16 protein-coding genes and 2 pseudogenes are annotated in these 23,953 nt (G+C 57.2%); 6 read left to right on the forward strand and 12 right to left on the reverse strand.

Annotated features, from left to right (window positions below):
* Positions 1-275 precede the first annotated feature (275 nt).
* The 3 genes from ACJ7Z0_RS17250 to ACJ7Z0_RS17260 all read right to left on the reverse strand — a co-directional run bounded on the left by ACJ7Z0_RS17250 (position 276) and on the right by ACJ7Z0_RS17260 (position 3,888).
* Positions 276-1,055 (reverse strand): hypothetical protein, encoded by a 780-nt coding sequence (locus ACJ7Z0_RS17250; protein ID WP_434790797.1) that lies wholly within the window; start codon positions 1,053-1,055, stop codon positions 276-278.
* A 161-nt stretch (positions 1,056-1,216) separates the two neighbouring features.
* Entirely contained in the window at positions 1,217-2,644 is a 1,428-nt protein-coding gene (locus ACJ7Z0_RS17255) for a HEPN domain-containing protein (protein ID WP_434790798.1), read from the reverse strand.
* 422 nt (positions 2,645-3,066) lie between these two features.
* Positions 3,067-3,888, reverse strand: a complete 822-nt coding sequence (locus ACJ7Z0_RS17260) for an abortive infection family protein (RefSeq protein ID WP_434790799.1) — start codon at positions 3,886-3,888, stop codon at positions 3,067-3,069.
* A 182-nt stretch (positions 3,889-4,070) separates the two neighbouring features.
* Here ACJ7Z0_RS17260 and ACJ7Z0_RS17265 point away from each other — a divergent pair, with 182 nt between their 5' ends.
* Positions 4,071-4,877, forward strand: a complete 807-nt coding sequence (locus ACJ7Z0_RS17265) for a hypothetical protein (RefSeq protein WP_434790800.1) — start codon at positions 4,071-4,073, stop codon at positions 4,875-4,877.
* A 149-nt stretch (positions 4,878-5,026) separates the two neighbouring features.
* Here the strand turns inward: ACJ7Z0_RS17265 and ACJ7Z0_RS17270 are convergent, their stop codons facing one another.
* From ACJ7Z0_RS17270 to ACJ7Z0_RS17280, 3 genes and pseudogenes are all read right to left on the reverse strand, one after another.
* Positions 5,027-5,695 (reverse strand): Shedu anti-phage system protein SduA domain-containing protein, encoded by a 669-nt coding sequence (locus tag ACJ7Z0_RS17270; RefSeq protein ID WP_434790801.1) that lies wholly within the window; start codon positions 5,693-5,695, stop codon positions 5,027-5,029.
* Positions 5,696-5,713: 18 nt separating this feature from the next.
* The gene (locus ACJ7Z0_RS17275; protein WP_434790802.1) at positions 5,714-5,965 is read right to left on the reverse strand and encodes a hypothetical protein; all 252 of its coding nucleotides are present in this window, start codon (positions 5,963-5,965) and stop codon (positions 5,714-5,716) included.
* A gap of 299 nt (positions 5,966-6,264) precedes the next feature.
* Positions 6,265-6,957 (reverse strand): annotated as a pseudogene (locus ACJ7Z0_RS17280) (ATP-binding protein); the annotation flags it as partial.
* A gap of 94 nt (positions 6,958-7,051) precedes the next feature.
* On the opposite strand from ACJ7Z0_RS17280, the gene ACJ7Z0_RS17285 reads away from it, so the two are divergent.
* From ACJ7Z0_RS17285 to ACJ7Z0_RS17305, 5 genes are all read left to right on the forward strand, one after another.
* Positions 7,052-8,920 carry a hypothetical protein gene (locus ACJ7Z0_RS17285; protein ID WP_434790803.1) on the forward strand — a complete coding sequence of 623 codons (1,869 nt, stop codon included), beginning with the start codon at positions 7,052-7,054 and terminating at the stop codon, positions 8,918-8,920.
* A 79-nt stretch (positions 8,921-8,999) separates the two neighbouring features.
* Complete coding sequence (locus ACJ7Z0_RS17290; protein ID WP_434790804.1) at positions 9,000-10,253, forward strand: hypothetical protein; 1,254 nt, start codon at positions 9,000-9,002, stop codon at positions 10,251-10,253.
* Positions 10,237-11,262, forward strand: coding sequence for a hypothetical protein (locus ACJ7Z0_RS17295; RefSeq protein ID WP_434790805.1), 1,026 nt, complete (start codon positions 10,237-10,239; stop codon positions 11,260-11,262). The genes ACJ7Z0_RS17290 and ACJ7Z0_RS17295 overlap by 17 nt, the downstream gene beginning before the upstream one ends.
* Entirely contained in the window at positions 11,210-11,872 is a 663-nt protein-coding gene (locus tag ACJ7Z0_RS17300) for a hypothetical protein (protein WP_434790806.1), read from the forward strand. Before ACJ7Z0_RS17295 ends, ACJ7Z0_RS17300 begins: the two co-directional genes overlap by 53 nt.
* Positions 11,865-13,109: a site-specific integrase gene (locus ACJ7Z0_RS17305; protein WP_434790807.1), complete on the forward strand. Its 1,245-nt coding sequence runs from the start codon at positions 11,865-11,867 to the stop codon at positions 13,107-13,109. Before ACJ7Z0_RS17300 ends, ACJ7Z0_RS17305 begins: the two co-directional genes overlap by 8 nt.
* Before the next feature lie 1,211 nt (positions 13,110-14,320).
* Here ACJ7Z0_RS17305 and ACJ7Z0_RS17310 read toward each other — a convergent pair.
* The 6 genes and pseudogenes from ACJ7Z0_RS17310 to xseA form a co-directional block, all read right to left on the reverse strand.
* Complete coding sequence (locus ACJ7Z0_RS17310; protein WP_434792744.1) at positions 14,321-14,479, reverse strand: hypothetical protein; 159 nt, start codon at positions 14,477-14,479, stop codon at positions 14,321-14,323.
* A 150-nt stretch (positions 14,480-14,629) separates the two neighbouring features.
* Positions 14,630-14,860: pseudogene (locus ACJ7Z0_RS17315) on the reverse strand (phage tail protein); the annotation flags it as partial.
* Positions 14,861-15,227: 367 nt separating this feature from the next.
* Complete coding sequence (locus tag ACJ7Z0_RS17320) at positions 15,228-19,271, reverse strand: AAA family ATPase (protein WP_434790808.1); 4,044 nt, start codon at positions 19,269-19,271, stop codon at positions 15,228-15,230.
* A gap of 38 nt (positions 19,272-19,309) precedes the next feature.
* Positions 19,310-21,634, reverse strand: a complete 2,325-nt coding sequence (locus tag ACJ7Z0_RS17325; RefSeq protein ID WP_434790809.1) for a CHAT domain-containing protein — start codon at positions 21,632-21,634, stop codon at positions 19,310-19,312.
* Positions 21,635-21,877: 243 nt separating this feature from the next.
* Positions 21,878-22,213 (reverse strand): exodeoxyribonuclease VII small subunit, encoded by a 336-nt coding sequence (xseB, locus tag ACJ7Z0_RS17330; RefSeq protein ID WP_434790810.1) that lies wholly within the window; start codon positions 22,211-22,213, stop codon positions 21,878-21,880.
* Between the two features lie 2 nt (positions 22,214-22,215).
* Complete coding sequence (gene xseA / locus ACJ7Z0_RS17335; RefSeq protein WP_434790811.1) at positions 22,216-23,949, reverse strand: exodeoxyribonuclease VII large subunit; 1,734 nt, start codon at positions 23,947-23,949, stop codon at positions 22,216-22,218.
* Between the last annotated feature and the right edge of the window lie 4 nt (positions 23,950-23,953).

Genomic DNA, 23,953 nt, shown 5'->3' on the forward strand with positions numbered 1-23,953 from the left:
GTAGCAAATAGCCCCCCTATAGGGGTAGGTGCATGCCCGATGGCTCGCGACCATTGCCACGTCAACGGGTAGCGGCCACGACAACCAACCCAGAGCCCTGTGTTCTGGCATCTGACCTCCGCGACGAGGCGTCCGCGGCACCGGCCGTACGCGAGAGCAGCCCGACATTCCCCGCGCGAGCAGATGAGGGAGCCAGCGGCATGGACGGCATCGAGACGACGCACTACCGACAACGCGCCAGCGTGGGCGACGTGACGGTCTACCGGTCTACCGGTCTACGGAGACACCTTAATCAGTTCTCCGAATAGGCTCACGAGCCCGGCGCCTGCCAAGCCGATTGCGGAGGTCACGGCAATGCCGATCAGTGCCTGGCCGAACCAATGAAGGCTACGCGTCGGCCTGAAAAATTTGATGTTGGGAGCCATTGCGCCAATTGCTCGGCCCGCAATGTTGTGGAGGAATTGCCAGATTGGCAGATAGAAAAAGAATAAGACGATAAAACCGACCAGCGCGGGGTTGTCCACGTTTAAGCGAGGCGCGAGTTTCACGGCCTGCCAGAGGCTGAATGCCAGAACAAGCAACGTGCCGACGACCTGAATCAGCAGCGGCGTCCATGGAGTTCGAACTATCCCACTGTGGTTGTTGCACTTCTTCAGGCAATCGTCCACCGCGGAAAATGACCCGTCCATCCAGTCTTTGCTCTCGGATGAGGACACGAGCCAGCAGGCATTGTCATCACCAGCATCGAGCTTCAATTCCAAGAAAGAGCCCGTCGCGCGATTGGTCCTGATGCTCTGCAACGATTCGGTTGTCAGAACCAATCTTTCGACTTTGGCGGCCTGTTTCCAATAGGCAATTACGTCGTCTGCCGTGTACACCTTATATCCGCGGTTGTCGAAGCGGATGACGAACACCGCAGCCTTCACTTCCTCGGTCTGATTCACCGTCAGGGTTGGGATGCCCACCCTTGCCCAGAAGATGTCACACAGCTCGCGCACGGTGTCTTCGGTCATGGTGACCGAGCGGATTTTCTTGTCCCTCAGGAAGTGCGCCATTCGTCTTAACTCTCCAAATATTCTGGCGAAGCATACGTGAGGCCATCTAATGAGTCATGGCTCGTGCGGAAAGCGCCTGACTCACCTCTTCCAAGAACATTCGCCCGTAACGGGGTTAGAACGGTGAAGCTTGGCGGACGGTCGATCAGCCTGCCCTCGGATCATGCTTTGGCCGGTTCAAGGAGCCCGATCCGTTGACACCAGTGGCGCCCTCGAAATGTTGCATGGGCCTCATACAGGAGCGCACGTAAGCGGGCTGATTCAATGCCGAGTTTCTGGAGCAACAACAGGTGGTAAATAAACCCTAGTACTTCGGACAATTCCTGAGCTTCCATCGTGAGTGATTCGCTATCAGCATCGCGACGCCCTCCGAAGTGAGAGATCAAATTGCGCACGTCGGCGCATCGTTTTGCAAACGTTCTGATCTTCTCTTCCTGCACGTCCATAGGCAAAAGAAGAGAACTAAAAAGGTCAAAAAGACGCTCTTCGAGCGACGGCTCTCCGGCAAACGCGAGGCGCCCCCTCAACCACCGCTTATCCCTTGGCTGGACAGCTTCAAGAATCCGCGCAATCTTTTCGTCGAGCGCGGTGCGTTGATCTGCCTTGCTCCTACGATGGAGTGACTCCAGCCCCCACACCAAGCTCGCGAAGCGGTGCTCAACGTAGAAGGTCATCCCTCGTCGAGTTGCGAGATAAAGAAAGATGCCTGGACCGATGTCTCTGCGCATTTCTATGAAGCATTGATAGAGTTCGCCGAACTTCGGAGCTAGCTGTTCGAAGAATGTGAAAAGTTGGTGTATGCCTGGCGGCTCGGACTTCCCGCCGATCCGATGGAAGTAGGCCGTCGCAGGGTGGCGCGTCGTGCCGAGCGTGACTGTGGGCCACTCGAGCGTTCGATCCGAGCCGGTCAGCAGAATCAGCAAGTCCTGCAGAGCCCGATACCGCTCAATCGCGGCCACCAACGTCATTGGCTTTCGAGGAGCCCAAGATACAGAGTGCAGCGTTTTGAGTTCGACGCTATGGCGTCTAATCTGCGGAATTGCCGGACCGAGTATGTCGGATCGAAATTCCAAGGCCCCATCGTCGAGCTTATAGCGTGTCGGCTTAGTGGTTGTGTGTTTAACGCTGAGGGTACGACGAGTCTTCGTTGGCTGCAGTTCACCACGACTGATCCAGTTTTCAAACCCAGCCAAATCGACTTCAAGCTCCCGAACGTCGTTCCCAATGTCGCTGTCTGGAAACGGACCGCCCGCGACTAGGCATGCTTCAACGACGTAGATCACATAGGAGATCCCGCGCGATCGAGCGGAGCCGCCATTTTTCAGCAGACCATTCAGCCTGACGTATTGGCTGTTCTTTTTCAGCAGCCCCCAACAGACTCGGTCCTTGAGAGCATCGTGCTGGTCCTCGAGGATGACCTTCCAGGGATGCCCGCTCTCGGCGAACATTCCGTCGAGTTCGAGCTGAATTCCCCCGTCAGTGTCGATTGTGAGTAGGCCAGGGACCGCCGTAGCGGGGACCTCGCCCGCCGCCAAGGCCTCTTCCGAGGTCCAAAAAAAGCCTCGGTCTTCCAGCTGAATCGTTTTCATTGGATTGACAGGTGAGCAGCAAGCACGGAGCGCGGAGTTTGCCCTACCAGTGCTGCACCAGAACGAGTTCCGGGTTGAACCCCCTGTAGGGTTTCGCCATTGTCTCCCGTCTCTTGAAACTGCCCCTCAAGCACCGCGCGCGAGCCTTGGGGTGACGTCACGGCGGCAACGCCGTGGATTCAAGGCAGATGGCGCGGGCCCATGTGGCTCGCACTGGATTGCTGGCCCCTTTGCGGCCACGGCGATATGTGGCCGGACAGGCATGACGACATCCAACGACTTTTTCCAGAACAACGAAATCACCGGTGCACTGACGCCGCAGCAGGCCGCGCCGCTCCTCGAGCTCGCGGCATCGGGCGATAGCACCCAACTGCGTCAAGCATGTGTTGTCTTGTTGCTCACTGATGCGTGCCCGAAGGCGCCTACGACGGCGCGGGCAGGGACTTCGTCTTTGCCTGCCATCTCTCCATGACGAAGGCGACGAGAGTATGAGCTGCGTTCACTGCGAGCCTGGCCTCCGAGACGTCAATCGGCGGCGGGTTCACTCCACGACCATGAGCCGATCCAATGTGCGTCCGATAGGCCCCGACGCCGTCCACCACCGAGGCTAGGCCTTGAAGGATTCGCTTTTGATCGTCGCTTAGGATCTGATTCATGTTCAAGCCCAAGTGCGGCTGAACCGCGCGCCACAGCGGCACGACGGTTTGGGATGTTGGAAGCTCCACACCAAGCGTGTCGAGGCATGTCTTGCAAATTGCCTCAATGATCGAGCAAGCAGCAGTGATGGCGGCGTGCGGATCTCGATCCAACTGTCCGAGCGCACGGTCAAACTCTGCGTCAATCGACGCGTAGTCTCCGGCCCGCAGGTAGTCGGCCAACGTGCGAGCGGCCGGGCTTGCACCAGCCAACGAGATATATCCGTTGAACCGATACCCAAGCTGATTCCGCGCCAGGGCATCCCGAATTCGCTGTTGGCCGACGACGACCTCCGGATGGCAATCCGCCTCGGGAATATCCATGAAAGGCTGGATGATGCGACCCAGCACGGTTAACGCGTCGACGTCTGGGGCTTCGTTGCAGCTGCGCAGCCAAGTCGAGCACTTGGACTCGCAGTTCCCGCCCGGGACATCCCCCGGCGCTCCGGCTTCGAGGAAGAGCGAGTCGAGCTTTGAATGCGAGTAGTAGTGAGCTGCGATGACCGACGACACGGCGCCGATCACCGAGTTGGGGATCTGGTTGGGCATTGTGATGAGTTCCTCTCGGGAGTCGGATCCTAGTCCGGTGCAGCCTCCGTTATTCTTCGGCCAGACGCTTGCCGTGGAGTGGCTGGGACCTGGAATTTCGAACTCGGCGACGGTCGAACATGGTCGGTTCTGTCAACTCGCCGCTCGTAGAACCTGCCATTGATCGCACTCGACCTGGAATCATGATGACCGAACAAGCATTGCCGACACCCGCTGAAGCAGCCCCAGTGACGCACTGTGCTCTTTGTCTAAAACGTCGAGTACTAGTTGTCTCTCATATTATTCCGAACGCGTACTTCCGCGCGATGAAGCGTCCATCCAACGGGAAGCTCGTCGCGATGGATACTGATCCAAATACACGGGCGACGTACAGCCAAGACAGCCTGTCGGAACCCCTTCTTTGCTCTGACTGCGAAGGACATTTTGGAAAGTGGGAAACATCGTGGATTCGGAAGCTGCGCTTGACCGCAAAGCTATTCACAGATGGAGTGGAAAGCGTCGCAGTCCCCTCGTTCGAGTACGAGTCGTTTCGATGCTTCCTCATTTCAATCGTATGGCGCGCGGCTGTCTGTTCCCGGCAGGAGTTCTCACTTGTGAAATTCCCTGAGGATGGGCTCGAAAAGATTCGTGTCGACCTATGCGCCGGGAAAGCCCCAACTGAAACAGTTATCGGAAATCGAGTTCGTAAGCTGGTCGACCCATCCGGGCAACTGAAGCTCACTGACCTGGAAAATTTCATGTTCACTCCGATGCCGCTATCAGAGGGAGGCCTTCAAGGCTATCGACTATTTTTTGCAGGATACGTCGTTGACTTCATTACCTCAAAGGTCACGCGTCGGGTATCGAACGTACCAGGGTTTGTGCGTGACACACTCGCCCTCAAAATTCCTGCCGTGTCGGTCTTTCAGGTGCGGGATTTCATGAGAATGGGGATGTACATGGTGGAGAAGCACGTTCGCGGGCAAACCGCCTTCGGCTCGGGAGCTTAGAAGTAGGAGCCTCACACAAGGGGGCTTCAGCTCAGCGCGGCGACTTCAACCGGTCGATGCGAAAAATTCGTTGAACATCTCAGCTGGCGTCTGGAAGCCGAGCCTCTTCATCGAAGACCCAGCATCAACGTGTGTTCGCTGTCCCTATATCAAGGGTGATCTCGTTCATCCCACCGCAAGCGCCCTGTCGCAAGGCTCGACGCGCGCCCGCTCACCGATTCAACCAGATAGTCATAGGTGTGAATCTTGATGTTCAGCTCGCGAGCCATCTGGTGCCGCCTCTGCTCGACGCCAGGCGGAAGCGCTGAACGCCGACCAATAAGGATCAAGCCAGGAAGGTCTGCGCGAACGCTTGTGAGCCCGAGGCCGCTATCCCGTCGCAGCCGGCTCGCGTAGTTCTGGTTGGCATGCAGCCAGATTCGCCAGTCCTGGATCTGCCTGATGGCGTGGATCAGGTAGCTGGACGGGTCGCCGCTCTTGTTGAACATCGGTCGTAATGGGCTCTCGAGCTCGACAGCCTGCCATTCGAAGCCGAAGGAATGCTTCTCGCCAATAAGAAAATCGGTCACATGGTCCGCGCCCAGTCGCTGTTTGGGAATTACCCATCGACCATGGCCTCCGCCGAGGTGTTGAATCAGCAGCTTCGGGTTCTGCTGCAGATACTGCTGAACATCTTCTTCACGCGTAGCACGTTCAAGAACGGCAAGCAGTGCGGATGCATCTTCCGGCAGGATGTCATCCCACCATACTTGAAATTCCGCCAGAGGATCATCTCTGAGCGTTTGAGCATTAATCTCGGCAACTGTCGTGAGCTTCATCGCGCTTACTGAGAGCAGCTAGTCCTTTGGGTGCCAGCTCGTTTCGACGACAATCTTGCCCGTGGCATCGCGCTGCTCCACGCGCTCAGTAACCTTGAAGCCTTTGACTGCGATGTGTTTCTCGTAGACAACGCGTCCTACGACTGCGCCCGCAGCGTCCACTACGTCGTAAGTGTCCACATCTGTTTCACCCATGAAGCCCTTCTCTCTGGAGCTCACGTGTTTCAAGGTCTGGCCATCGGGCAGGAGCAGTTGGTCTTGGAATTTCATCGGTCCCTCGGGAATCCAAATAGCAGTTCCATTCTCGCTCGGATGCTGATTTGGGGCGAAATTGACCAACACGTCTTAGCCTAATCGGGTGCGCGGGCTCGTACAAACCTGTCCAAGCACGCACCGTCAATTCTTCCAGTACGGCATCGCCTTCAGCGTCGAAACCGCTGTCTTGAAAACGCCGGCCGTCAAGACTTGGCGGGTTGGCCTGAAGTCCTGGCCACACTCTCATTTAAATACCGACGAAAGCGCAGATTCGCATTTATTTAAATGCGTTCGTGTTTCTCGACCGCGCTTACACCGCCGCCCACCAGCGCGACGGCGCTCGACGTATGGTGCGGCGCTGAAGTCGGCCGGGTCATCCAGCGCGCGGTCGAGAAGCTGCCGCCCAGGCTGGCGACCGCCGCGCTTTCGAGCGCCTCGTCCACGCTCATGGGCGGCAGCAGCCCGGCAAAGCGCTGCGCGAGCATGGACTTGCCCGAGCCGGGCTCCCCGACCATCAGCAGGCTGTGCCCACCCGCGGCCGCGATCTCGAGGGCGCGCCTGGCGCCTGCATGCCCCTTCACGTCGGCCAGGTCGGCATACAGCGGCATGGCCGCGGCGGCCGCGACGTGGACCCGGGCCCAGCCGTCCGCGGCGGGCGGCTCGGCCTGCTGCAGCGCCGCGTCCTCGGCCATGAAGCGCCGCACCACGTCCAGCAGGTGCCTGGCGCCGTACACCTCGCCGCCGGGCACCAGCGCGGCTTCCTGCGCGCTCTCGGTGGGCAGCACCAGGCGCGTGGCGATGCCGCGGGTGTGCAGGGCCAGCGCCATGGCCAGCGCGCCGCGCACGGGCCGCAACTCGCCCGAAAGAGAGAGTTCGCCGGCAAATTCGTGGCCCGCGAGGCGGGCGGCCTGGATCTGCTCGCTGGCGGCGAGGATGCCCAGCGCAATAGGCAGGTCGAAACGGCCGGAATCCTTGGGCAGGTCGGCCGGGGCGAGATTGACCGTCAGGGCAGATGTACTCTTGTAAATGATCAAGGAAGCCTGAAGCCAGAGCTGGCAGCGGCTCCTGCGCTTACCCGTACGTACATCACACCAGGTAATCATGGATATCCAAACCGTTGCCACACGATATGCCAACCGCAAATTGAAATCCAAAACTATTGACTTGGAAGAGATTGGCGCAACGATCGATACTTGGTTGCTGGATTTATTGCGAACAGTCTCAAAAAAAAGCTTCGTTAACCCCATCCAAAGTAACGAACTCGAAATCATATTAAAAGGCTTAAGACTGCTGTCTACGAATCACTCTTGGAAGATGTTAATTCGACAACACCCTCGAGAGCTCCGAGTTGATGATCTGCTCGATACGTATCAGGAACTGGAAGTAGCGATCGCCCTGCTAAAACTTTCAGCTAACTCGTCCCGGCAAATGTTTGACGGAATCCGGCGGCACGTTAAAACCTATCTCGAACAACGTGGCGACTGCCCGCAAGTGTCAATGTTGCGATCGTTTTATCCGCATACCAAGTTCAGTTTTTCAAAAGCTCGTCAGTTGATCAGCGATCAGAGCTTTCCTGGTCACAAAGAAGATCGGGAGCCGGTAGGGGCGCTCCGTCATTCTACGGTTAGAGAACTCAAGGCCAAAATTGAAAAGAGGCTCGATGGCGACCTTAGAAAAATTCAAGATGCATGCACCAAGGAAATCCGAGATCAGTTTGGCGTCTTCGATTGGCTTGAAAGAATCTCAAATGAGCCTAGAAATCTGGCGTTGAAAGAAAAATGGGACGAGCTAGCAGGTCGTCATGGTGATGTATGGCGTAAAAGCGTGCGCCAGTTCTCCGAGCGCGATTTGCTCCGAGAATTTTTACTAAGGCACGCACTTGCTCCCGCCTTTCGTCCCAGCTTATTCGCGGCCTATGTCGATCAGGGGCGGATCTTAGAGTACGTGGCAAAGGAGACCGGAGTAGCCACCGCAAAGCGACTGGCCTCACTGGTCCGTTCGCCACATCTCCTAACCTCGAATTTGCTCGTGTATTTCCTAATTTTGCTTCAGATTCATTCCTGCTGGAATGTCTCTTCTGTTCTTGAGCTGACCATGGATTGCATCAAAAAAGAAGGGGCAGGATTTTTGATTCAAGGATTCAAATCTCGAACAAATAGCCAAACTCCAAAGGTGTGGATATTTCCGCGAGATGGGATTATCTTTGATTGCGTCGAAATGCTTCTTTCGCGCGTGATGTACCTAAAAAACCTAGGCCGAATTGCGTCAGATGAGAATCGGATTTGGATGGCTTCCCGTCGATCCAATAGCCTAAACACGCAAATATTAAGCGGCTTTTCGTCGTCTCTAAAAAATTTAATAGACAAGCACAGCTTGCCCATATTTTCGTTTGAGCAAATCAGAGTGCAATGCCTGGCGAGAATTTATGTGAGCGAAGGAGGTTTAGAAGCAGCAAGGCGCTCTGGGGGGCATGCAAGCATTCGAACAACGGCGCACTATCTTGATCAACTCTTGTTAAATCGACTAAATTGCGCGATTAATTTGGAGTTTCAGCGAAGGCTAGAGGAAAATGTGCGCTATCGCATTGCCAGCGTAGGTGGGGCCCGTGCCTCATGTTTCGATGAAGAGATGCTTTACCCCGTCGGAGATGGAACAATGTGTTCCCAACCGGCTGAGCCGCCCAACGCAAGTTGGCTCCAAGATGGGGTATGTAAAGCCGAGAACTGTCACATTGATGGCGGCTGTCCTAACAGCAAGTTGACGCTTGACGCTCCTCGCATCGAAGAAATCGCATTGACGATGCGGTTTTACGAGAACAACTGGCAGCGACTCGCCAGCCAGAACATTGATGCGTTCCGTGGGAAGCATCTTCCCGCGATGTTGTTCAATATGGCGCTCCACGGTTTTGTGTCGAAAGGACCATACGGTCATCTATTGCGCCGCGTCGAAGCGGGAGGCCCCAATGCATAGCGCGAGGCGCAAGGAGCGGCCAACCGGCCCATGTCCTACCGAAGTCCCTTGGGATCTTGGGATCGGAGGGAAGCATCGATTGCTTGTCTCTCCCGAAGGGGAGATCGCAGTTCACCGTCCCTGGGCGCCATCACCGCATTTGGAATACAGCAGGTTCGATTTGCGCGAGGCGCGGTTGGCGCCAACGCCGTTTGTTCCCTACGGCACGTCCGTGGCAGATCGGCCGGACCTTCGCGAGGCGGTTATTCAGGGCCTAAATGCTTCATTGCGTGTCACTCGGCCTAGCAAATCACAGCACCGTACCCTGATCCTCAGGGCCAGATGCTTGGTTAAAACCATTGAATTCGGCTGGCTGACGGGGATATATCGGATGTCCGATTGGACTGTCAAAGCCTACGAAACACTCGCTACCAAGCTCGCCAGCGGAGGCTGGATCGAGGCACTTGATGTTCATGCGCGCGTCGATCGACTTCTAGATGACATGTCGGCAGGCGATATCCACGCGCTATGGCTTCCTTCGCACTCAAGTCAGTACAGACTTGATGGGCGGAAGCTGGCGCGCTTGATGCACTGCAATATTGGATTGCACGAAGTGTATCGGCTGCAAGAGTACGTTGCTCGACGGTTGGGTGCTCCAACGCAACCGAAAATAACCAAACCACAGCCAGTCGATCGAGAGCCTGTCGCCTGGTCTAGAACGGCGCTGAGGTCCGAGCTAGCGATCATCAATCTCTTTGCCGATGGATCGAATGCATCGCTTTCGTTCCGCCCCTTTCCTCGCGTTGAGACCTTCGTGAAGCGCTTCGCGTCGTCACAAGAGACGCGCACGCCGTCCCTGGGGCCAGACGATGCAGCCGCACTGCTCAAAGGAGCAGTGCGATGGATTGAATCGATAGCACCGCTTCTTCAGGACGTACTGCTGGAATTTTTCGAAAAATACAAGCTGCTACCAAAACCGCACATCAGCGCTAAGGCCAGATCCGCGATGTTCTTAACATGCAGGTCGCTTCCAGCCTTAGAAGAGGCCTTGGCCTGCAAGGTAACGCAGGTTGATAAGCTTCGAGATCCAGTTGCACTCGACGGAGTGACCAGCTTGCACTCGGTGGTGAAGCTGCTTTATGCAGCTTGTTTCATCGTGATCGCCCTTTTCAACGCACGGCGAAAGGACGAAGTACAGCACCCGGTCATCGGACTGCAAACCGGAAGCCTGTCCGTCGTGGACAAACAACTTGGGCTGTACATCTGTTCGTTCTACATCGAAAAAAACCGTTCGGGGCTGTGTCCCGTTCTACGTTGGCCAGCTCACCGCTACCGCCGTGGACACCTTAACTAGTTTCTCCAATATTGCGCGAGACCTTGCCGCTCTCAATCAAGATGGCCGCGCCAATCCGAATGGTGGCGCCCCTCAGTCTGTTTTCGCGATGCCTAGCTTCCCTACAACGGTAGGAAACAATATACCAAGGTCGTTCGATTTTCATTCGATGCGCAGAATGGATCGAGGTCTGGAGAGGCTCCAACGTGATTGGCTGTTCCAGTCACTGCGACCACACATGTTGAGGCGCGCATACGCTTTGATCTTTCACTATCGATACGAAAACGCGACCCTTCAGGCGCTGTCCCAGCAGTTGCAGCATCAAGACATCGAGAACACGCGTGTCTACGTATCCGACTCCGCTGGGACAGCGGTGGCCGACACCGGCGTATCGCTTTATGGTCGCCTGACCCCTGCACAAAGGAACCAAATTGAGACCGATCGGGATTCGCTCGATGTCGATCTCAAGGACGTGGCCAACGAGAAGCTGATGCTTTTTGTCCAGAGCGTGGTCGGGGGGCGTGCGACTTTCTCAGGAGGATACGCGCGCCTTGTTCAGCGGTTTCACCAACAATTGGGCAGAAGCATCTCGTACTCGGCGCTGGATCTGCGGGAACGAGCGAAGCAGTTGGGCAAAACGCTCATCTCTCGTGGACATGAACCACGGCCTATGGCGCACGGTACATGCATGGCGGGAACAAGTGTTTCGCGGCTGCGTGGTCATTGCTTTGATATTGATTCTGGGGCCCTAGATCGTTCAAACGCAAACCCCACGAAATGCGCACGCTGTCCCTATCACGTGGTTACGCAACAGCATCTTTGTGCGCTCCAGGCAGAGTACGACCAGGCGGAGTTGGAGCTTCGCAAAAACAGTGATCAACCGTCGCTTCAACGGGTCCGCAGAATCGCTGATCTTGCTTTACTTCGCAAGCTTATAGAGCTTCACGCTCGGCGGCTTGCTCAACTAAGTTACGTCAATGAAGCAGATTCATCCTCTAAAAACTCGCAGTGTCAAACCGGCGATCGCTGATCTAAACGCAGCCGAAGCTGAGGCGAATATTCGGCGGAAACTCACGATCCTCACCGAAGCGCTAATGCAGTCGACTCGACCGAAGCACGTCCGCAGTGCGTGGGCTCCCGATATGGCCGTTGCCATCGAGAGTGGTGCACTGCCAACAACGATTCGGCAATTTAATCTGTGGGATACAGAAGCCGTGCCGCAAGACCTGAAGGGAAAATTGCCCTCCTTCCGTCGCAACGCCGGCGTCACTTTGAAACGTCACCGCCAACTGATGACAAATGTCGAAGACGTGATCACGGCCTTGCGCAAAGCTCTCTTGACGCCAACCGTGGAGTCGCGGCGAGAGCATAGTGTGGCCTCGTTGCGAAGGCGGATTGAGGGGGCCAAGACAATGCGGCAAATCGCCGAGCGCGAACTCGTTGCAAGTCGTCAAGAAGTACAGCGGCTGAAGGATTTACTCGCGCTGGAGACGAGTCGCAGGGAAGCGACTGAGCGCGAATCAAAAGAGATGGTGAAAAAACTCCACGCGCAGTTGGCGCAAGCTCGCGCACAGAAAAATCCGTCCACCGTGAGCCCTACTAAACTCACGCTCGCTCCACCATCGACGGCGAATGAATAAACACTTTGCTCTTTCGCCGGTTCGAATCCGGGATCGCTGGTTTGTCATCGCGTATGACTTGGCTCGGGGATCGACTATCGCGGAACTGACTGACTATTCTCTTCATGCTTCAACTGACCTGCAACTATCCCGACTAACGCTGGAGAAGAGGATCGGCCAACTCTTAAACTTCTGGGCGTTTCTAAAACGCGAGAATATCCTCGTTGAAGAGATATCCGATGCAGTGCTAGTGCAATTTCGCGATGATGAGCTTCAAAGGGTTCTGAAGAGAAAGACTTCGCGCGGCAATGAGCTCAAGGCGAAGCGAACCGTCAACGATAAACTTGGCGCCGTCTATGCATGGCTCGGATGGATGGTCGGATCAGGACGACTGCCACACTGCGGCGCCACACGACCAATTCGGCGCACTGTCCTCCATGGCAAGACACCGGCTATCGCGACTGCAGTGGGCCGCGGGACGGTTTCATTTCGCCGCACCGGCTCCGGATCAAAAACTCGGTCCGGCTATGTCGCAACGGCAGAGACGCATGACGCGATCACAGATAAGTTCTTCGCGGGGCAGAGTTTGTATGCGGCGCACCGCAACGCTCTGATCCTAGCGATTGCGGATGCAGTCGGATTTCGCCGAGGATCCATTGCGTCCTTATGTACTAAACAATTCGACCGTGCTGAACTCGAGCGAGAGTTGCAAGCAGTCGTCTTGGTTCGCCCGCCGTCTCAAAAATTTTCTTATGAGCACGATTTTCCATTTCCGGTATGGCTCGCTCTACGCATTTGCGATTTCTGCGAAGCATATCGAGCACCGTTGGTGGAACAAAAAAAGGTGACGCCGACACAGACTCAGGATCGCATTTTTCTCTCTTCTCGTGATGCGCATCCCCTTTCGGAAAGAGCAATCACGCAAATATTCAGCAAGGCAATGCGTGCCGTAGGTGCTCCTAAGGGGGCCGCTTTGCATGCCTTTCGCGCCAAATTCGCAAACGATCAGATCGAGCAAGAGCTAGATGTTCGCACTAGGAGCGGCATGGATACAAGCAGCAGCGCGGTCGCCGCAGCGGTCGCAATGAAGCTTGGCCAGAAAAGCTTTGACTCGATCTACTCGTACGTTGTCGCCGCCCAGACCTCTGCGGCCTTGCGAGAAAGAACGGATGCGGCGGCACATGTAGATCGATTGACTGCGCGGGTGCGCGAGCTACAAATGGAAAACAAAAGGCTACGAAAATCTTCCGAGCAATAGCTCGGGCATCCGAGTCTGGCTACGGCAACAAAAGAGTACCCAAAGGGCCATCCTGAAGACCGTGCCAGCATCACTGCGAGCTTGTGTTACCTCTGCTCCAGCGCATTTCGAACTGGCGAAGTCGAAGCGCACCTAGTAAACCTAGGCCTGGCTTAAGTGCTGCCAGGAGGATCCGGCGGCAAGGATGGCGCGCGACGCCTAGAGCGGCCCCTGGTGGGCTCTAACTTCCGTAGCGGCGGCATTTCCGGGGGACGCGCCAAAAGATACAGATCGGCGTGGCTCACCCCTCGCTCGCGCAGGACTCTTATGCAGTCATCAAGGCGCGCCCACGTGCGCACCCTCAATGCGCTTCGAGCCTCACACACCGCGAGCCATCCTCGTCCGGACTGGTGGAAGTCCACCGTGTAGTACCAGCGAGGCGCCACATTCTTTGACGCAGCGCCGCTCGTCACTGAGGCCAGAGCCGCCTCGCCTTCAAAGTCTCGATGCGCGCTGACGCGCACTTGCATTTGTCGATTGATCATGCATTGAGCCTTCAAGTACTCGAGTGTGGGCGGTGGAGCACCGTATGGCATGGTTCATTTTCCGACAAACGTATATGTTTGTACCAGAAATCAGGAAGGTCAAAAGGGTAAGTACTAGGTCGCGATCTTGTGACACAACAACAAAAAGGAATATCACATCATGAGATTCATTGAAATCTTGAACTTCGTACTCGCCCTAGTTGATCTACTCATCTGGATATACGACAACCTCTTCTAAGCAATCGGCCGGACTCATCCGGCCTTTTTTCTGCGCCTTCCCGACGCGAAATGCCGGAAACAGCTAGGAAGACTGGCGCCGCAGGAGCCAATCGAACAAACATGCAGATGTTTGACTGTTTGCATGGCCGCCCCTGTCCTTCTTGCAGACAACAATAGGCCTGCCATTCAGAAAGTGACCGGGGAAATGGCCATGGGTGCGTGGGCTTCAGCCAGATGCTGCCCGACGAGAGGGCAACAGCGCCCGCGCGTTCCTGCTGGCAGCGCTGCCTACTGCAAGAACTTCGGCGTCAAGGTCCAGCAGGTGATGCCCGACAACGGCTAAGCCGACGAGTCCTTCGCAGGCCGCTGCGTCGATGGGCATCAAACACATCCGCACCCGACCCTACACGCCCAGGACCAATGGCAAGCCCGAGCGGTTCATCCAGGCCTTGTTGCGCGAATGACTACTCAGGCGCGAGGCCCCACAAGAATCAGCCAGTGAACATAGGCGTTGATAGGCCGCGTCTCATTGCCGCCTTCGAAGTTACTTTGACGGGGTTCATTGTGATGATCGCCGCTTCTTCGAGTCGTACTGTCGACACCATCGACATTGTTGTCACCGATCATCTGTATAACTCCGTGCGAATGTGCGCGAAATGCGTCAGTTTGCACAGATCCGACAGCATTGCCTGGCAGGCCTCCTGGATTGGCTGCGAACCTTTGATTGGCATCAGGGTCACGGGCAGCGCCGTCATCCACACCTCGCAGGAACCGCCCCCTATAGTCGGGTAGGTTGAACGTCGAGACTGCGTCCCCACGGCCGTGTATGTCACCGATGGTCGCGTACAAGGCCTTGTACGCCACGCGACTAATCGCTGCACCGTCGCAGACAAGCCATCCTGCGTCTGCCAAGATTCTTCGGCTCGCCTCGTCCACTTGACCCGCATAGGGGATCACACTGCCAAGAGGAAACTGCACTTGAATCGCCTGGGGTAAAAGTGTTGTCATGTAATTCGCCCGCCGTGAAGGACATTGAGGATTTGGCGAGCGAATAGATCTCAAGCGCCGCCTGATTTCATAGATCAGTCAACTCGCGGACGGAAGCCTAGATCGCAGCTGGCAGCTCTGACATCCCATGAACGGGGGGGGGCGGATCGTCGCCCAGCAGTTTTCACGGGCCCAGGGCCAAATCAGCGCATCTGGCGCGTCCCATCTCGGCATCTCTCGACTGTCAGTCTTCCTCCGACGATGGCATGTCGAAACTCCAATCCGGGCGATTCGGGGGAAGAGGATCGCTGTTCACTGGACTTCAGAAGATATTTTCATCGTTCGGGCTCCGACGGCGCCATGCATGTTCAGCCTACTGATGGTTCGGCTAAGAAACGGTGCGCAACCATTGCCGGAAATCCGGGGGAAGGCGAACATTGAGTGCGGGCTCTGCTGCAAGAAGAGTCCCAGCAATGGCTGCAAGGCCTTCTTGTTGGAGCGCAGCCGTCACTGCAGGAAGAGTCGCATTCGGGTTCTTGAAGGCAAATCGAGCGCTTAACGCGGCCTTCCACCGCTGCTGAGCCCATTCGACTACTTGCGGTTCGATCGCGTGCCGAAAGTTGGAGACGCTTAAAGCCTGAATAAACCGAAGCGTCGCCGCAAAAAGTTGATCATGAGACAGCGTGCGTCCACTGGCCACGTCGCGCACCGCCGACAAGATATAGGCCGCTTGCGTTCTATCGGGTGAATCCGCCTTTGCCTCGAACATCAGATTCAGCAGTGGCGCGACTTCCCCTGTCGCGTTTCCCACTTCGGCCCGGAGGCTACTCAATGCCTCGCTGTGTCCGCCGACGGCAGCCCTCACCGCGAAGCACAGGACAGCATCTCGCGCGTGCTCAGATAGCCTGCGGTCCTTCAGCTGTTCCTCCGAAACTTTGGGCAGATCTCCTTCTACCGGAGCGGCTGGGGAATTGTTGTGCATTTCTTCGCTATGGCTGTACAGCCGCGCGCATGCGGCAAGCCACGATGAGATCAGCAGCGCGAAGTCAACAGACTCCAGTCGTCGAATCGAGCTTTCCACGAAGCTCACACGAGTCATGAACTCCAGGCTCGGATAGACGCGTCCATCAAGCCTTCTGTCCAAATTCCCCCGCGCCTTCTTGCTGCCCAGATGGAGGGACTCGATCGCTGCGATGAGGTGCCATGCGGTGACCTTGCTCGCTCGAGGTTGATCTCGAATAGCCTCGGGAGGCTCGGGATTGCTGCACATTCCTGCCTCCATGTGAGGAGGTCGGCCGTCAACTTCGATGCCGCCGCGACCGCCAAAAGCCTGCGAATACATCCAGAGAATGCCATGGTGAATCACTCGATGGCAGTAAATGGCCTGCGTCGACGTGTCCTTTTCGATCTCACCCAATAGCACCAGAACTTCCGCCATCTCGGATAGCGCAAACGCGTGGTCGCCTGTCTTGTAGGCGCACAGTGCGTTATCGGCTCTCAGACCGATCAACATGGGCCTCAGGCTCTCGCTTTGGAGTTCAGACGCTGCAGTCAGCGCTGCGCTCAGCCAAGTGCCACACTTGATCCAGTCTCCAACGTTCGCAGCGCTGATTGCAGTCTCACGGCACACAAAAAGGCGCTCCAGTGGATCGTGCTTGTTCAGATCGGAGCGGGCGTATTCAATGGTGGAGAGTGCATCCGCGTAGCGTCGATTTCTGAAGTGGATCTTTGCCCGCGCCCTCGAGAGGAGCGGATCCGCCCCCAGCAAATCTTCAACTTCCGCCAAGACCTCGAGCGCACGTTCGGGTTGGCTACCGTATTCATCAAGCATGACGCAGCGCGCTACGTGAAAAGACAGCGCAAGGTCTCGGCACTCCCAGGCGGCAGCGAGCGTCGCAAGTTCCTGGAACGCATCCGCCGCGGCTGCCCAATCAAGGGTCTGGGCCTTCGCTTCAGCGAGCCAGGCGGCATTGACGATGGTGCGCAGCCCACCTGGTGATTTGCGTGGTCCGTCGAGGTATCTGGTGCGAGAGGCCTTGTTGATCTTTCCCAATTCAACAAACAGCGATCGCTGCCTTGACACAGTTGGTACCGCCATCGCCTGGGTGACAAAGAGAAGACCGGGAAGACTAAACGACGTACCGTCGGCGGACAGTCTTTGTTCTTGAAGATCGGACTCCAGCGCGATGAATCGAGGATCAGATCGCGTCAACTCCTGGTGGCGTTCCAACAGCTCCACGGGATTGGGAAATACTTGCGCGAGACCAGGCAATATCAGGACCTTGCTGAGCACCATGTACTCAAGCAGGTCCGCTGCTTTGCTTCCTCGAAGTTCGAGTATCTCGCGGCAAAGAGTGTTCCACGCTGAAAGCCTGCGCGGGGCATCCTCAAGCGCTGAAAGCAGAAGGACCTGAGCGAATCTCAAGGTCGACGAGACATAGGCGTTCCGAGGGCAGATGAGCCGCTGAAAAGATTCCCCGCAAAGGCTGGGCATCCAATCCGCAATCATCTTGAGCTTGTGGGAGTTCGCTCTCACGATTGCAAGGCCCGCCTTCAGAAGCATGTAGTCCACTTCGCCTTTGAGAGAATGGACGTACAAGGCTTCGGCATTGCTTACGTCCAATGCATCGCCTTGCCCAAGGACTTGGGCTGCGCGGTGATGCACCGCCTTCTGTTCGGCTGTGCCCAAGGCCTCTTCACCCGCTCCGTCCATCAACGGGGATATGCGCAGACGGTTTGCACCCAATTCGTCGATCCATGGGCCGATGAGCTGTTCGAGGTTTTCACCAGCAAGAGCGATGGGTGGCGCAACATCCGCCATCTGTAGAGCAAGTGACCTGTCAAACCGACCTATCAGCAGAGTCATTCTGTAAAGGAGGGTTCGGGTGCTTGTGTCGAACTTCGCGAGAAGAGTTTGGCGGAGACGGCGCTGCTCGGACTGGAGGTCTGAGCGAATGTCCTTCGTGACCGGCACGGGATCGCTTTCCAGCGTCGCCCAACCTACGCGCCGTGCGATCGAGATGAACGCTCGGACAAGCTGAGGATGTCCGCGTCCGCTGTACAGGAAGGCGAGTACAGCGGATCTTTCTGATGCCCCGCCAGCTTGCTGGACGAGATCTCTGACTTCTTCGAAGCCAAGTGTCTCAACAGGAGCCATCTCCAAAGAAGTCTGTCCCAGACGATCTGCTACCGCGGTGGATGGCTGCCGGTAGCTGGTGACGATGCAAACGGCATCATGACGCTTGATTGCGGCAACGACCCTCGCCATTTGGTGACTTACACCCGGATCTTCGAGCTCATTGAGATCGTCAAAGATGATCCCATCTGCCTGGCTGATTGCGATCTGAGCGAAAACCACCGCCAGGCGTCGTTGCGCTTCCGAGATCGAAACATCCCGGAAGTCGACGATGAGCCATCGCCCGCCGTACTCCGTCGCGGTCAAGCGCGCGGCAAGAGTTTTGCCCAACCCGCTTCCGCCGACGAGAAATAGAAGCCCTTGCTGGCGCAGCTGTGCCAGCGCCTTCGCGATCAGTTGTCGTCGAGGGGCGATGCTCGCCGGAAGCGGTACTTCTTCTATGGACTCCAGCAGCGGCGCGAACCGGAGATCCGTCGTAGATTGAGTCGGCAGTTGCGCGGCAAGTTGCAGACGGGCCAGCGTTGAGGTCGAGATAGCTGTCTTCGAGTGCGCTTCGCATACCCTTAGCAGGTCGGCGAGCACCAGTCTTCGCCGAGATCCAGGCTTGACGATTGCCTCGAGAACCTCGGCGACGACGACTTGGGCAAGACCGGCACAGTCTGTCGGCGAGAGCTGCAGCCTCTCCGATGCGAATTCGATCAGGGATGATTCGAGCTGAGCAGCCACTTCCGTCAGGCCGCTTTGCTTGTAGTCCCAATGGATGCGTTTGAGAAGCTCCTCTCTCAATTGAGTGTCCTCGCGAGCTTCGATGAACCTACGGACCGCCTCCGAGATTGGCGCCTTGAGCAAAGCCTGCCTCAGGGGTCCTATGTCGCAGCCCGCTGCGGCTTGCCTCCAATACTCGAGGACGCCTTCGTCGCCCACGCGGTCAGCGCGATCGCGCTCTCGGCCCAGACTTGCGGTTGTCAGAAAACGAAGACTTACCTTGGTATCTGGATTTCGATGGACTAGATCGACGTAGCTGTTCAGTGCATCAAGGGCATCTTGGTTGTTGATGGTCAGCGCACCGGACTCGGCAGTGTCCTTTACTTGGACACCGTTAAGTGCGTCGGCCGCGACCACTGCATAGTCCTCGGCGACCTCGAGAAAAAGTTGTTGCCCAGTCTTCAGTCCGATCCAGGCCAGCGCGCTGACGTGCAGCTGGTATGCATAGCCGCGGAGCGAGGCAACTGCTTGCCGTCGGGGATCACCAATCGGTTCGGCATCTAACCTTGGACCCGCGGAAAAAATGCTCATGAGTTCTAGATGTGCTGCGCATCAATCAGAGGAATCAATCAGTGTTGATTCAACCGATCAAGCACTGAAAGATGCGCTTCCTTAACAATCGTGATGTTCTCTGGGTTTCCCACCTGAACATATTTCATTGCATCCGTCAAAGCGAAATTTTCAGAGATATCAGTGTGCAGCGCCTCGACGGACCAAGAGCATTGCTTCGAAAGCTCTTTAAGAAATGCTTCGTACCAGTCAGAACGTCGTGCATTGATCGCCATGTTTGCTTCGAGTTGGGCTTTGTCTCGCCCAGCACGATCCAGGGACAGGCGCTTCTGCATGCTGAAGAGGATGTCCGTGCAGTGGCTCATGCGCAGCATTCCGGATACAACTTCTCGCCATGTGAGTCGAGGGGAAATTTCGATTGCGGCGGGGAGAAACTCTTCGAGCCGATAAAGAAATCGGGCGTTGAACATGGCAGCTTTTCTTCCGTCGATCGGAAACAGCGTGGCAAGCGCCGTATGGGCTCCTAGCGTGAACACCGCATTTGCGACCGAGCTATGGCTTCCGTCAATCGGCAGGGTATCGCATGCGCTGAACATGATGATCGGTGGCAAAGTGCACTTCGCTCTGAGTGCCCACATATCGAGAGGTTCGCCGCCCACCACCAGTGAGCCCATTCCAAGCTCGGCGTCGTAGGTGCCATGGCCGTCGAAAACCATCATTGCTCCCTCGAAGTGCCGAACCGCATCTGCAAACTCGTTCGGCGTCGAGACGTCAACGAAGCGGTAACTCACCCGTTTACTCTCGCTTGCGCTCGCGACAAGCGATATCGCCGATTCCAACAGCGTCTTCAAATGGTCAGTTGGCTCGAAAGAGCGCACGACCAAGATCTCGTCGAATGCGGCGAATGGGAGTGTGATTGGTGGTCGAAGACAATGCTGGATGAAGAGGTTTCCTGGCATCGGTGGGGTGCGCGAAACATCAAAGCGCAGACTCACTGGTAGCCCCCTCGTTGGGAGAAGTTCAAGCGGCAAGTCTGCAATGAGTTTCAGTCCTTCGATGCGGCCATGCTTGGATTCGCGGTCCAGGCGTTCGAGGAAGTCTGGGGCGATCAGACTTCGCATTTTTTTCCCTAAGGCACGGAGCAGCCTCGACTCTTTCCAACCTTGGTGATGACGCGGTTCCATGCGAACGCAGTGTGCGAGCAGCTTCACTTCTCCCCGAATCTTGTTGAGCTTTGGTTCTATTCGCAGTATTGGCGTCAACGTTTGACATGCGACTGCTGACAGCCCAGCTGTAAAGCTCTGCATGTCGCGACTCCGCATCATCATCGTGCTCATATGGAACCTAGCCGCTTCAGGCTCATCCTTTTTCATCTGAACTGGAGCATCAAAATACGTCTCTGCATGAAGAAACGCCGTGAGCGACTGCCGAAACATCGCACGATCTGCAGGGGTGGACTTCTGTATAAATGTGCGCCAGTTTTGATGGAACCCCCAGTAGACCCCAGGCAGGACCAGCGCGAACCTGTAGTCGATCAAATCAGGGTGTAGGTCAAACGTCAGTGAACGGCGTTCTTCGGCCACTGCATCGGCAGCGAGGCATATCCGGCTGATATAGCGTTGCGGATCCCTTTCTTGCTTCTCGATCCCCTCGCTAATTTGATCGATCTTTTTGAATTTTCGACCGAACGCGACGAGTGCGAGTTCGTTCGGAATGACAACGTTGTGGGCTCCTTGGCGGAGGGAAATGAAGTTTTGTCGACGCCGCTGTGTTCCATTAATGGCTTCTCGCGCCTGGCGCGCAAACAAGGCGTTCTTCGGATCGTTCGAAAGTGCTTCCAGAACGTCCCGAACAAACCTATCCAAGCGGGGTGGATCGGCGCCTGCCATTGAAACACGATGGGATCCGGAAACTTCCGAGATGTGCAGCCGTGGAATTGGTGAACCTACGATCAGCGCATCGACAGCCGCCGCCACCTCGGCCGTGTTGGTCAAGAAAACTTGAAATGGACTCGGCAGTATCGGTAGCGAAAGGGAGAGCGCATCGAGCTCGAGTGGAATAATCGACGGCCAGATCAGTTTGAATAGACGCATGCGCAGCACGACGTCCAAGCCGGAGTAGGGTTCGCGTATGTCGGCGGGCAGTGTTGCTGCCAATCGCAACGGCCCTGCAGCCTTGTGCAACCCATCTGTATACATCCCGAAAGGACTGGCTTCGGCCAAGTCTTGCTCCCCGTGGGGGATGATGTAGAGAATCTTAAACCGCTGATCTGCGACCGCTAGGCCGGCGTAGGCCTTTTGATGCTTCGGGAGCAGCGCTTCGAAGGTCGTCGCTTTTCCCTTTTCTGTGGCACTCTGATGGCGGTTCTGGGGTTCTTCTTTCAAACTCTTTCGCCTAGTTGATTGAGTACAGAGAGAATCGGGCTCAGCACGCGAGGCGATAAGGATACTCAGGGATGCCTCGAAATCCTCTTGCTGCACTGAAATAATTTAGTCCAGCAGAGGCGCAACCAACATGGAAAGAAGCCAACCAAAAAGGTCCAGACGTCGGATCTTGGCAGCGCCTGTGTCGTCAATTAGCTGCGTTGGATCGATAGCCAGCGCGTAGCATTCCGCGATCGACGGCTTTCAGAACGGTATGTCGTCATTGTCCGGTTCGATCCCCATTGGAGGGGGCGCGCTCCGCGCAGCTGGGGCGGTGGAAGGCGCCCTGGCCGCGTTGACCTCTGCGGGCTTGGCTGCCGCAGCGCTGCCCTGCATCGTTGCGCCTACGCCTGCACCGTCCAGCGCGGCCTTCAGCGCGGCTTCGACCGCATCAATGCGCTCTTGGCACACCTTGTAGGCATCGACCGATTCCGTGACGATTGTCAGCAGATCATCGATATTCGGTTCGGCCTGATCACGCAGCGTCTCGGCATGTTTCTGCAACACCCCGTAGGCGTCTTTGAAGGTTCTCTGGGTCATGACTACTGTCCTTCTTTGCAGGGCTTGGTCCGAACTTCGGTCGAACCATCCCTGAACTGAATGGTGAGCATCTGCGATTCTTGGGCCTGGATGTTAGACGTCACCGTCTTGCCTTCGTCGGTGCGCACGATCGCGAAACCACGACCCAGCGTCTTCTCGGGGCCTTGTCCGGTGATCTCGCGCATCAGGGCCTGGGCACTGCTGCGGGCCTGCTGCACAACGCCACCGGCCCGCTCCGCCACGCGCTGTATGCGGTTGGCCAGCGCCTGTGCTGTCGTGCGCGTCGCCGCTGCTGTGCGATCAACGACGGTGTTGAGTGCCACGCTGGTCTCCGATCTTCCCGCGCTCAAGCTCGCCAGCGCATCGATGCGGATCGAGGTCATCAGGACGGGCAGCTCCTGCTTTGCCGTCGCTACCGCCCGTATTGCATTGGTCCGCACCTCGTTCAGCAGCGCCAGGCTTTGCCGGGAGGCGTCATGAACGCGCCGCACGGAACCCACCGCGATCGTGCTCAGGCTTGCCGTGCTGTCTTGCTTGGCGCGGGCCAGGTGATCGCGGGCATCGGCTCTAATCCCCGCTTCGTGACGTTCGATGGTCAGTCGGACGGTGCGAGCGCTTTGCGTCCCGGCGGCAAGGATGGTGTCCCAGGCTGACCGCGCTTCGCGCACGCGGCGCAAGATCTGTTGTTCAATGCCACCGATGACCTTGCTGGGCGTGTCGAAGCGGGCATGGGCCACCTCATCAGGCAACGTACTATCGCGTTCATGGCCGATGCCAGTCAGCACCGGGACGTCCTGAACGCAGATGAAGCGTGCAAGCTCGTAGTCGTTCAGCCATGCGAGGTCGTTCACCGCGCCGCCGCCGCGAATGATGACGATGGCGTCCGGCCGCTCGCCGTCCCCCAACTCGCGAAGTGCCGTCGAGGCGGCCGCGACCACCTCGCGGGCCGCGCCCTCGCCCTGAAAACGGCTGTGCGCGTAGACGAAGCGGCAGATACCGAACCGCTCCAGTCGTTCGGCTTCCTTCCTGAAATCGCCCAAGCCAGCCGCTTCCCGCGGCGCGACGACCAAGACGACGCCGTAGTCCCAGGGCGGCGGGAGTCGGCGATTGCGGTCGAACACGCCTTCCTGCTGCAGCCGGGTACGAATTTCCTTCTTGCGCGCTTCCAGGTCGCCCAGGGTGTACTCGGAGTCGATGGCATCGATCTCGAGGCTGAGTCCGTACCGCGCCTTGAAAACAGGCTTCGCCCGCACCAACAGCTTGATGCCGGCGCCAATCACCGCCCCAGTGGCATTCTCGAAATCGGGAAGGATCCGGGAGGCGGTGCCGGCCCAGATCATGGCGCGCGCCCTGGCGATCGGCTGGCCGGCGCCGTCGCGCTCCGAAAGCTCCAGGTAGACATGCCCGTTGCGCACACTGGCTTCATTGACCTCGACCAAGGTCCAGACGCCGCTGGCAAACGCCTGTGTCACCGCGGCCGCGACGCCGTTGAGCAGGCGGGAGAGCGGGATGCCCTTCTTGATGGTGGCCAGGCCGGTAGTCGCCGTGTCCGTGAGCGCCACGCCCATGGAACTGCTGGCATCGGGCGTGATGCCCGGGGGCAGCCAGGCGCTGAACGCAACCAGGTCGACGCCGGCTTCGACGTACCAGCGCTTGACCGCGCCATCGAAACGCGCGCCCAAGGCCTTGGCCGCATCCTTGGAACGGTAGGGGACGTCGAGGTACTGGCGGGACATGGCG

It is taken from the genome of Variovorax palleresanus, assembly GCF_051144945.1.
Taxonomy (GTDB): domain Bacteria; phylum Pseudomonadota; class Gammaproteobacteria; order Burkholderiales; family Burkholderiaceae_C; genus Variovorax; species Variovorax paradoxus_S.

Excerpts from the sequence above, each read along its gene's own strand:
- ACJ7Z0_RS17285 (WP_434790803.1), top strand. The coding sequence starts at position 7,052 with ATGGATATCCAAACCGTTGCCACACGATATGCCAACCGCAAATTGAAA.
- ACJ7Z0_RS17270 (WP_434790801.1), bottom strand. The coding sequence starts at position 5,695 with ATGAAGCTCACGACAGTTGCCGAGATTAATGCTCAAACGCTCAGAGAT.
- xseA (WP_434790811.1), bottom strand. The coding sequence starts at position 23,949 with ATGTCCCGCCAGTACCTCGACGTCCCCTACCGTTCCAAGGATGCGGCC.
- ACJ7Z0_RS17255 (WP_434790798.1), bottom strand. The coding sequence starts at position 2,644 with ATGAAAACGATTCAGCTGGAAGACCGAGGCTTTTTTTGGACCTCGGAA.
- ACJ7Z0_RS17300 (WP_434790806.1), top strand. The coding sequence starts at position 11,210 with ATGAAGCAGATTCATCCTCTAAAAACTCGCAGTGTCAAACCGGCGATC.
- ACJ7Z0_RS17305 (WP_434790807.1), top strand. The coding sequence starts at position 11,865 with ATGAATAAACACTTTGCTCTTTCGCCGGTTCGAATCCGGGATCGCTGG.
- ACJ7Z0_RS17310 (WP_434792744.1), bottom strand. The coding sequence starts at position 14,479 with ATGATCGGTGACAACAATGTCGATGGTGTCGACAGTACGACTCGAAGA.
- ACJ7Z0_RS17265 (WP_434790800.1), top strand. The coding sequence starts at position 4,071 with ATGATGACCGAACAAGCATTGCCGACACCCGCTGAAGCAGCCCCAGTG.
- ACJ7Z0_RS17260 (WP_434790799.1), bottom strand. The coding sequence starts at position 3,888 with ATGCCCAACCAGATCCCCAACTCGGTGATCGGCGCCGTGTCGTCGGTC.
- ACJ7Z0_RS17275 (WP_434790802.1), bottom strand. The coding sequence starts at position 5,965 with ATGAAATTCCAAGACCAACTGCTCCTGCCCGATGGCCAGACCTTGAAA.
- ACJ7Z0_RS17320 (WP_434790808.1), bottom strand. The coding sequence starts at position 19,271 with ATGAGCATTTTTTCCGCGGGTCCAAGGTTAGATGCCGAACCGATTGGT.
- xseB (WP_434790810.1), bottom strand. The coding sequence starts at position 22,213 with ATGACCCAGAGAACCTTCAAAGACGCCTACGGGGTGTTGCAGAAACAT.
- ACJ7Z0_RS17250 (WP_434790797.1), bottom strand. The coding sequence starts at position 1,055 with ATGGCGCACTTCCTGAGGGACAAGAAAATCCGCTCGGTCACCATGACC.